This window comes from Chloroflexota bacterium (assembly GCA_035652535.1).
Taxonomy (GTDB): domain Bacteria; phylum Chloroflexota; class UBA6077; order UBA6077; family SHYK01; genus DASRDP01.
In genome coordinates, this window is sequence record DASRDP010000160.1 from 1 (window position 1) to 9,178 (window position 9,178).

Annotated in this window: 14 protein-coding genes and 1 tRNA gene; 12 read left to right on the forward strand and 3 right to left on the reverse strand. The window is 65.3% G+C overall.

All coding sequences use genetic code 11. The annotated features are described in order from the left end of the window. From tuf to rplL, 9 genes are all read left to right on the forward strand, one after another. On the forward strand, positions 1–156 hold a 156-nt coding region (tuf, locus tag VFC51_19705), incomplete at its 5' end, for an elongation factor Tu (protein HZT09256.1). A gap of 26 nt (positions 157–182) precedes the next feature. Continuing rightward, the gene (gene rpmG, locus VFC51_19710) at positions 183–347 is read left to right on the forward strand and encodes a 50S ribosomal protein L33 (protein ID HZT09257.1); all 165 of its coding nucleotides are present in this window, start codon (positions 183–185) and stop codon (positions 345–347) included. Positions 348–355: 8 nt separating this feature from the next. Then, a tRNA-Trp gene (locus VFC51_19715) sits at positions 356–431 on the forward strand. Positions 432–506: 75 nt separating this feature from the next. Next, positions 507–806 carry a preprotein translocase subunit SecE gene (gene secE, locus VFC51_19720; GenBank protein HZT09258.1) on the forward strand — a complete coding sequence of 100 codons (300 nt, stop codon included), beginning with the start codon at positions 507–509 and terminating at the stop codon, positions 804–806. A 9-nt stretch (positions 807–815) separates the two neighbouring features. Continuing rightward, on the forward strand, positions 816–1,484 hold the full coding sequence (gene nusG, locus VFC51_19725) for a transcription termination/antitermination protein NusG (GenBank protein HZT09259.1): 669 nt from the start codon (positions 816–818) through the stop codon (positions 1,482–1,484). 80 nt (positions 1,485–1,564) lie between these two features. Beyond that, on the forward strand, positions 1,565–1,993 hold the full coding sequence (gene rplK, locus VFC51_19730; protein ID HZT09260.1) for a 50S ribosomal protein L11: 429 nt from the start codon (positions 1,565–1,567) through the stop codon (positions 1,991–1,993). A 59-nt stretch (positions 1,994–2,052) separates the two neighbouring features. After that, positions 2,053–2,763 carry a 50S ribosomal protein L1 gene (gene rplA, locus VFC51_19735; protein HZT09261.1) on the forward strand — a complete coding sequence of 237 codons (711 nt, stop codon included), beginning with the start codon at positions 2,053–2,055 and terminating at the stop codon, positions 2,761–2,763. 174 nt (positions 2,764–2,937) lie between these two features. Further along, positions 2,938–3,483, forward strand: coding sequence for a 50S ribosomal protein L10 (rplJ, locus tag VFC51_19740; GenBank protein HZT09262.1), 546 nt, complete (start codon positions 2,938–2,940; stop codon positions 3,481–3,483). A 50-nt stretch (positions 3,484–3,533) separates the two neighbouring features. Further along, positions 3,534–3,923, forward strand: a complete 390-nt coding sequence (gene rplL / locus VFC51_19745; GenBank protein HZT09263.1) for a 50S ribosomal protein L7/L12 — start codon at positions 3,534–3,536, stop codon at positions 3,921–3,923. Between the two features lie 80 nt (positions 3,924–4,003). Here rplL and VFC51_19750 read toward each other — a convergent pair whose 3' ends face one another. From VFC51_19750 to VFC51_19760, 3 genes are all read right to left on the reverse strand, one after another. Beyond that, positions 4,004–4,561, reverse strand: a complete 558-nt coding sequence (locus tag VFC51_19750; GenBank protein ID HZT09264.1) for a hypothetical protein — start codon at positions 4,559–4,561, stop codon at positions 4,004–4,006. 201 nt (positions 4,562–4,762) lie between these two features. Then, complete coding sequence (locus VFC51_19755) at positions 4,763–5,698, reverse strand: prephenate dehydrogenase (protein HZT09265.1); 936 nt, start codon at positions 5,696–5,698, stop codon at positions 4,763–4,765. A 45-nt stretch (positions 5,699–5,743) separates the two neighbouring features. Continuing rightward, positions 5,744–6,379, reverse strand: a complete 636-nt coding sequence (locus VFC51_19760; GenBank protein HZT09266.1) for a site-2 protease family protein — start codon at positions 6,377–6,379, stop codon at positions 5,744–5,746. A gap of 78 nt (positions 6,380–6,457) precedes the next feature. On the opposite strand from VFC51_19760, the gene argC reads away from it, so the two are divergent. From argC to VFC51_19775, 3 genes are all read left to right on the forward strand, one after another. Continuing rightward, the gene (argC, locus tag VFC51_19765; protein ID HZT09267.1) at positions 6,458–7,492 is read left to right on the forward strand and encodes an N-acetyl-gamma-glutamyl-phosphate reductase; all 1,035 of its coding nucleotides are present in this window, start codon (positions 6,458–6,460) and stop codon (positions 7,490–7,492) included. A gap of 57 nt (positions 7,493–7,549) precedes the next feature. Beyond that, a complete protein-coding gene (gene argJ, locus VFC51_19770; GenBank protein HZT09268.1) occupies positions 7,550–8,773 on the forward strand; it encodes a bifunctional glutamate N-acetyltransferase/amino-acid acetyltransferase ArgJ in 1,224 nt (407 codons plus the stop codon). Positions 8,774–8,877: 104 nt separating this feature from the next. Continuing rightward, positions 8,878–9,178, forward strand: a 301-nt coding sequence (locus VFC51_19775; GenBank protein ID HZT09269.1) for an acetylglutamate kinase, incomplete at its 3' end; no start/stop codon positions are given.

Here is a 9,178-nt window from a genome sequence, read left to right on the forward strand (position 1 = left end):
CTACCGGAGGGGGTAGAGATGGTGATGCCCGGGGACAACGTGCGGATGGAGATTGAGCTGATCACGCCGGTGGCGATCGAGGAAGGGCTGCGGTTTGCGATTCGGGAGGGCGGCCGGACGGTGGGCGCCGGGGTCATCACCGCGGTGCAGGGCTAGGAATTTCGATCGGAGTACAATAGCGTATGGCACGGCGGGCGGAGCGTATACTCATCACGCTTGCGTGTAACGATTGCAGGGAGCGAACGTATCACACCGAGAAGAATCGGCGAAACGATCCCGACCGACTCGAGGTGAAGAAGTTCTGCCCCCGGTGCCGCAAGCACACCGAGCACCGAGAGACGCGGTAGCTCAGAATAGGCGCGTAGCTCAATTGGCAGAGCAGCGGTCTCCAAAACCGCAGGTTGCGGGTTCAAGTCCTGCCGCGCCTGCCACGCGAATGTGATTCACAGCAGGCGCATGGCCCGGAACAACCGATCGGGCGGCTAGGAACGGAGGGAACGTCCAGTATGGCGAGACAGCTTCGGCGCGCAACGGCCGGGAACGCGGCGGTCGCGCCGCCGGCGCGCAAGGCGCCGGCCAAGCCTGCTGCCCGCCCCGTTCTGCGGCCCAGCATCACGCGGCAGGGCCGGGGGATCACGCAGTTCCTGACGGAGGTCCGTTCCGAGCTACGAAAAGTGGTATGGCCGACACGACGCGAGGCAACCAATCTCACCGTGCTCGTCGTCGGGCTCTCTCTCGCGGTCGGCTTCCTGTTGGGCCTCATCGACTACGCGTTCTCAGAATTTTTCCGCCTGCTCGTAGGGTAGCGAGGAACCATGCAGTCCAATGCACATCTCGATGACGTCATGGTGGACGAGGAGCGCGCGCTCGAGGACGAAAATCTCGAGCGCACCGCTGAAGACGTCGAAGAGGAAGAAGAAGAGGAGCTGGAAGAGGAAGGCGACCGCCGCTGGTTTGTCATCCACACATATTCCGGCTACGAGAACAAGGTCGAAACCAACCTGAAGCACCGCATCGCGTCCATGGGCGTGGACGACAAGATCTACGACGTCGTGATCCCGACGGAGGAACAGGTCGAGATCAAGGATGGCCAGCGGCGAACGGTTCAACGGAAAGTCTTCCCCGGATACGTCCTCGTCCAGATGAAGATCACCGAAGAGGGCATCCCGCCCAACGACGCGTGGTACGTGGTGCGAAACACTCCGGGCGTGACCGGCTTTGTCGGCGCGGGCACGCATCCGAGTCCGCTCGAGGAGCCGGAGGTCAAGCGGATTCTTCGTCGGATGAAGATGGAGGCCCCGCGCGTCAAGGTGAGCTTCTCGAAGGGCGAGCGGGTGAAGGTCGTGGACGGGCCGTTTACGGACTTCATTGGCATCGTGGACGCCATTAATCCCGAAAAGGGGAAGGTGCGCGTGCTGGTCTCGTTCTTCGGCCGCGAGACGCCCGTCGAGCTCGACTTCCTCCAGGTATCTCGCATTACGTAGGCCGAACCCGATCCGATGCAACGCACGAGCGCTCCCCACGGGTCGGGTGCGTCTCGTGAGCGCTGAAGGGAGCCCACAGCGTGGCCAAGAAGGTCAAAGCGATCGTCAAGCTGCAAATCGAGGCCGGGAAGGCGACACCAGCGCCGCCCGTCGGACCGGCGCTGGGCCAGCATGGCATCAACATCATGGCGTTCGTGAAGGACTACAACGAGCGAACGGCTTCCCAGGCCGGAACGATCGTACCGGCGGAAATCACCGTGTTCGAGGATCGGTCCTTCACCTTCGTGCTGAAGACACCTCCCGCGTCAGATCTGATCCGAAAGGCGATCGGCGTGGAGAAAGGGTCGAACAATCCAGCCCGGACCGTCGTGGGAACACTGTCGCGCGACAAGCTTCGCCAGATCGCGGAGCTGAAGATGAAGGACTTGAACGCGACCAGCGTCGAAGCGGCTGAGCGCATCATCGCAGGAAGCGCGCGCAGCATGGGCGTCAAGGTCGAAGAGGGTTAGACTGTTGCGGACCAGATGGGTGCGCGAGGGAATCGTACCCATCGGTCTGTGGAGGAAGGATGGCGGCGGGTAAACGGTACGTCGAGGCGCGCAAAAAGGTTGACTCCGAGCGACTATATTCGCCGGAGGAAGCGCTCTCGCTGGTGAAAGAGGTCGCCAGCGCGAAATTCGACGAGACGGTCGAGTGCCATATCCGGACCGGTGTCGATCCGCGCCACGCCGACCAGATGGTGCGCGGCTCGGTCGTCCTACCCGCGGGAACCGGTAAGCGTGTGCGCGTGCTCGCGTTCGCGCAAGGCGAGCAGGCGCGGGAGGCGGAGGAGGCCGGCGCCGACTACGTGGGCGCCGAAGACCTCGTCCAGCGCATCCAGGGTGGCTGGATGGAGTTCGACGTCGCCGTGGCCACGCCGGACGTCATGCCGATGGTGCAGAGGTTGGGTCGCGTACTGGGACCGCGGGGGCTGCTGCCAAACCCGAGGACAGGAACCGTCTCCATGGAGATCGGGCGCCTCATCCGCGACGTCCGCGCGGGGCGAGTCGAGTTCCGGGTGGACCGGACGGCCGTCGTGCACGCGCCGATCGGCAAGGCAAGCTTCTCGTCGGAGCAGCTTCGCGAGAACCTCACCGCTTTTATGGACGCGATCCTTCGCGCGAAGCCGGCGGCGGCCAAGGGTCAGTACATTCGATCCATTACCCTCGCGCCGACCATGGGGCCCGGCGTGAAGCTCGAAATTCAACCAACCGTCGCGCTGGTGGGGAGCGCTAGCTAGAACTCTCGAATCGAATAGCCGAAGACCGCGGGTCGCTCATCGGAGCGTAAACGGATCCTGCCGAGGCACATCGAGCCGTAGATCGGTTCCGGGCGTTCGATATTCGACGCTGTTTTGCCTTCGGCAGTCCGCTGTCGAAGGCATTTTCGTGCCAGATCATCCGAGGGGGTGCGAATGGAGAAACGCCCAACCGTCGTCCGACCGGAGAAGGTCGCAGCCGTCGAGTCGATCGCCGACCAGCTCACCAATGCCAACATGGCCGTCGTGGCCGACTACCGCGGCCTCACGGTCGCGCAGATCGCGGACGTCCGCCGCCAGCTTCGCACGGCCGGCGTCGAGCTGCACGTGGTGAAGAACACCCTGGCCCGGCTCGCCGCCCAGCGCACCGGCAAGGACCAGCTCTTGCCGGCGCTGATCGGGCCAACCGCGCTGGCAGTGGGGACGAATGATCCGACGATGATCAGCAAGACGCTGACGGACGTTATCCGGACGCAGCGCCTGCCCATGCAGATTCGCAGCGCCCTGTTGGGAGATCGGCTGCTCTCAGCGGCGGAGGTCGCCGAGCTTGCTACTCTCCCCAGCAGAGAAGTGCTCTTGGGGCAAGTCGTTGGCGCAATGCAGGCGCCCATCGCCGGATTTGTCGGCGTCTTGAACGGCATGCTGCAGAGTCTCGTCGGCGTTCTCGACGCGCGCCGACGGCAGCTGGAAGAGGCAGCCTGATTCGGCGCGGCGGAGGCCGCGCAAACCCAAACGAAGCGAGGAGGTCAGTGTTGACGAAAGACGAAATGATCGAGGCAATCGAGAAGATGACCGTCCTGGAGCTGTCGGACCTGGTGAAGACGCTCGAGGAGAAGTTCGGAGTGAAGGCCGCGGTGGCCATGGCCCCCGCGGCTGCCTCTGCCGCGGGAGGAGCCGCGGCCGCCGCTCCTGCCGCCGCCGAAGAAGAGAAGAGCGAGTTCGACGTGGTGTTGAAGGACTTCGGCCCGAAGAAGATCGAAGTGATCAAGGTCGTGCGGGAGCTGACCTCGCTAGGATTGAAGGAAGCGAAGGACCTGGTCGAGGCGGCACCGAAGCCCGTTAAGGAAGGGATCGGGAAGGACGAGGCCAACGCCGCCGCGGCGAAGCTCCGGGAGGTTGGCGCCACCGTCGACGTCGTCTAGCGGGGCCCCACCGTTCCGCTCATCCTAAGCCCGTCGTTGGGGCCGCCCAAATTGGGCGGCCCCTTCTGTGCAGCGCGCGACTATGGAAAAGCTGGAAACGCTCCGGCTGGCGCACTAGGGCGCGCATATTGATCTGGCGGTGGAACCGGAATGGCGAGGAGTTGCGGGCCAATTTCCGTGCTGTCGGTGTTGAGCACTCCCGCCGAATATGACAGGTATTCGACTCGATAGTCGGTTGAGCCGAGGGACGAGGTAGTCACCCAAGACGTTGTCGACGGATTGAAGTGGATTCGCATGTACCGGCGCACGACCCCCGGTGTGCCCGACTCGTTCGATCGCAGCGTCCGGGTCCAGATGTCGTACTGGTTTGTTCCAGTGACTTTCCATTCGCCGGTCGTGACCCAGTCCCGGCCACTCGTTTCGGACATCGTGACGGTACGGTGGACCTGCCCGCCTGAGTCCAGGACGGCATCGAACGTGAAGATTGCCCCGTACCCGGCGGGTCCGACGGCAAGCCACGTTCCGACGATGGGGTCCTGCGCGGCATCAGCGTGAATGAGGGCGGTTGCCGGTCCAATGAACCCCAGAACGAGCGCGCCAGCGGCCAGTGCCAGCAGTTTGGGAACGATGGATCGCATTGTCGGCTCTCCTCCTTTACGAATCTGCCAGATCACAAAGGATACCGTAATGAGCGCTCATCTGCACGACTATAGCGGGACAGATTCGGTCTCAACGCGCCCACGGGGGTGGTCTAGGGGGTTCCCTTCGGATAGTTCTTTCCGGTGGACGGACGCCGCTCGTCTACGACAATTCAGGACGCGGTGCGCGGCCTGACCCGATCACCCGCGCCACGGCCATCGGAGCCGACGCCGCGGCGTCTGCGCGCCACTCCCTGGCTGCTGAGGGGGCGCGACTCCCCGCTGGGACAGCCAGGTGCGATGGGCATCGCGCGCCTGCTGAAGCTCGCCAAGCAGCGCGTCATCGCCAGCCTCGACCATTCCGCGAATGGTCCGGAGCCGCTCTATCAATGTATCCAGCTGCCGGATGATGTTCTCGCGGTTTGTGGCGCCGACGTCAGCCCACATGGTCGGGTCGGCGTCGACGAGCGATGTGATGGCACGGAACCCTCCGGCGGCCATCTGCTCCATCTCGGGCCAGCTCGGCTGCGTCATCAGGGCCCGGACGACGGCGGCCGATGCGAAATACGGGAGGTGGCTGGCGCCTGCGAGGAGCGCGTCGTGCTCGTCCGCCGTCAGAAAGAAAGGCTGGGCCCCCAGGCTCTCGACGAAGTGCGTCGCCAGGTCGACCGCCCAATCGGGCGTGATGGGCGATGGGGTGAGGCAATAGACGGCCCCCTGGAACAAGGCGGCGTTGGCATCGCCCACGCCCGCGGTGAGTCGCCCCGCAAGGGGATGGCCGCCAACGAATGCCGCCGGTCGCGGGATCACGGAGTCGCCGACGCGCACGATCTCGGCCTTCGTGCCCCCGGTGTCCGTGACGAGGGTGTTCGCGGAAACATGGGGCGCGATTTCCGGCAGGAGCGCCAGAATCGCGCGGACGGGAGCGGCCAGGACGACGAGATCTGATCCGGCGCACACCTCCGCCAGGGTTCCACAGGTGTGATCGACCGAGCCCCCGCGGGCGGCGCGGTGGAGGTTCTCGCGGTCGATGTCGAAGCCGACGACTTCCGGCGGGGTGGTGCCTCGACGGAGCGCCAATCCCACCGATGCGCCAATGAGTCCGAGGCCCACGATGCCGACGCGGCGAAGCGGCATGGATTCTCCCGCACCCTGTCTCAGCCCACGAACGCCGGCGTCCGTCTATCGAAGAGCTGGGAGGCCGAACGCGTGGACCACCGGGCGAAAAATCATTCCGACAATATCGATTCCGACGAACGTTGGCAGAAAGAGGACGGCGAGCAGCAACATCGGCCCGTACCGCTCGAGCTGCTTCACTGAGGCGGCCGCCTGCCGTGGCAGTACGCCCACCAAAACCGTGAAGCCGTCGAGCGGCGGGAGCGGAATCAGGTTGAAGGTGAAGAGGATGAGGTTCAAGATGACCCCGATGAGCAAGAGGCGATCCAGCTCGGGTGTCAGCTCCGCGTGCATGCGGATCGGAATCGACAAGAGGATCGCCAGGACGAGGTTCGCGATGGGGCCGGCCGCCGCGACGATGGCGTTGCCGGCGCGAGGATTCGGGCGAAGCTTCAGCGGATTCACCGGCGTCCAGCTCCAGCCAAATCCAGCGAGGACGAACACGAGCAGTCCAGTCTTGTCGATGTGGCGCATGGGATTCAGGGACAGGCGCCCGTACCGCCGGGGCGTATCGTCCCCCAACAGCGTAGCGACGAAGGCGTGGTTCGCCTCATGGATGGCAATCGCGGCGATGAATGCGATGACGAGTAGGACGGCGAGGGTGATGTCGTGCGAGCGCAAGAGGACCGTGAGGGGAGACATGGTAGTGCGAGTATAGCATCGACCCTCGGGGGCGCCTCCGGTGTCCTCGTCATCCGCTCATTGCCTATAATCCGCAGCATGGGATCCCAGGAGACGCGCGTCGGCGTGGTCAACGTGACCGGCTATGCTGGCGCGGAGTTGGCGCGCATTCTGGCCCGCCATCCGGGCGTCAAGCTCGTCGAGGTCACGGGTCGGAGCGCCGCAGGGCAGCCGCTGGCGGACTCATTCGCTCACCTGGCGCCGCTCGGAATGACGATTTCCGAAGGCATCCACGATGCCGATGTCTGCTTTTCGGCGCTCCCCCATCATGCTTCGGCCGAGCTGGTGCCGTCATTGCTGGCCGAAGGGCGAAAGGTGATCGACATCTCTGCGGACTATCGCATCCATGACCGGGACACCTACGATCGGTGGTACGGCGAGCACCCGTCGCCGGCGTTTCTCGCCGAGGCCGTATATGGCTTACCCGAGCTCCATAGAGCGCAGATCGTCCCGTCTCGCCTCGTCGCGAATCCCGGGTGCTACCCAACGACCAGCATTCTGGCCCTCGCCCCCATCATCGGCTGCGTGGAGGCGGACGTCATCGTCGACGCCAAGAGCGGCATCTCGGGCGCAGGGCGGTCGTTTTCCCTCTCCGTCAACCACTTCTGCGAGATCGACGAGAGCTGCCAGCCGTACGGCACGGACGGCCATCGGCACCAGCCTGAGATCGCGCAGGAGCTGAACGAGCTTCGGGCCGCCGCTGGCGCGACGCCGCCGGCCGAGCTGACCTTCGTTCCGCACCTGGTGCCCATGACTCGCGGAATCATGGCCACCTGTTATGCGCGCCTTCTCGATCCGATGTCGCGCGACGAGGTGCTGGATCGCTATCGTGCGTACTACCGCGACGAGCCGTTCGTTCGCGTCGTCGATTCGCCGCCGGCGACGAAGCACGTGTGGGGCAGCAACTTCTGCTTCGTTTGCCCAACGATCAATCCGCAAACCGGCAGACTCGTCGTCACCGCTTGTATCGATAATCTCGTAAAGGGCGCGGCCGGGCAGGCGGTGCAGAACATGAACCTCATGCTCGGATTTCCCGAGACGCTTGGGTTGGAGGCGCTGCCGGTCTACCCGTGACCGGGCGCCCATCCTGCCGCTTCGGCGGAGCACGTTTCCGGATAGGTGTATCGCGACGTGACGTTTGCAGCCGAACAGATCGAGCTTGTGGCCGGGGGCGGCGTGACGACACCGCGCGGATTTCGCGCGGGAGCGGTATCCGCGGGGGTCAAGGCCGGCGCTGATCGGTTGGACGTCGCGGTCGTGGTCGCCCACGCGCCCTGCACGGCGGCAGCGGTCTTCACGCAATGCGCGGTCGTCGCCGCTCCGGTGCTGCTGAGCCGTCAGCGCGTCGCAGACGGTCGCGCCCAGGGCATCGTACTGAACAGCGGCAATGCCAACGCCTGCACGGGCGCGCCCGGCCTGGCGGCCGCCCGCAGGATGGCCGACATCGCCGCCAAGACCGTTGGGATCGATCCAGACCTCATGCTCGTGGCCTCCACGGGGGTCATCGGGGTCCCACTGCCCATCGATCGAATCGTTCGCGCGCTCGGCTCCGTGACTCCGACGGTCGAGGGTGGGCATGACGCGGCCCAGGCGATCCTGACGACGGACCGGGTGCCGAAAGAAGCCGCGCTGAGATTCGACGTCGGCGGCCGATCGATCTGCGTCGGCGGGATGGCGAAGGGCTCTGGGATGATTCACCCGAACATGGCGACGTTACTATCGGTCATCACCACGGACGCGCCGCTCGAACCTCATTTCGCGGCGGGCGTCCTCAAGCGATGCGTTAGCCGGACGTTCAATCAGGTCTCCGTCGACGGAGATACCAGTACAAACGACATGGTGGCGCTTTTCGGCAGCGGCGCGGCCGGCGGCGCGCCGATCGGGGCTGGCGGAGCGGAGGCCGCGGCGTTCGAAGGCGCCCTCGAGCGTGTGTGCACCGAGCTGGCGCGCTTGATCGCACGCGACGGCGAAGGGGCTACGCGCCTCATCGAAGTCGCCGTCGATGGCGCTCGGTCGGAGGCCGACGCGCAGTTGGTGGCGCGATCCGTCATCCGGTCGAACCTGGTGAAAGCCGCGATCTACGGCCGCGACCCGAACTGGGGCCGCATCCTCGCAGCCGTGGGTAACGCGGGCGTGCAGATCGATCCAAACGCGATCGATGCGTGGATTGGGGGGCATCGCGTAGCAGCCGGTGGCGCGGCGGTGGACTTCGACGCGCAGGAGGTCTCCGAGGCGATGGGCGTCGACGAGGTGCAGATTCGCGTCAGCCTCAACGCCGGCGAGGCGAACGGGCGCGCGTGGGGATGCGATCTCACGGAGGGATACGTCAAGATCAACGCCGAGTACACGACGTGACAATCCATGCTCATCAGCCTCATCGTGCAGCTGCTGTCCCGCCCAACGACCGTGCGGCGGGACGACGGAGCGCACCGGAGATCGGCGATCTGGCTGAGCGGGTCATGAACCGGACGATTGTCGTGAAGCTGGGCGGCAGCGTGGGATCAGACGACACGCTGCCGGTCGACGTGGCCCAGCTTCGAGGGCTCGGGGCGCGCGTGGTGCTGGTACACGGCGGCGGTCCGCTGATCACCGAATGGCTCGCTCGACTCGGCAAAGAGACGCACTTTGTCGACGGGCTACGCTACACCGATGGCGAGACGCTGGATATCGTCCGCATGGTCCTCGCCGGCCTCGTCAACGGCGACGTCGTCGCGCGGCTCGCGACCGCCGGTGCGCGGGCCGTCGGGCTCTCGGGAAGCG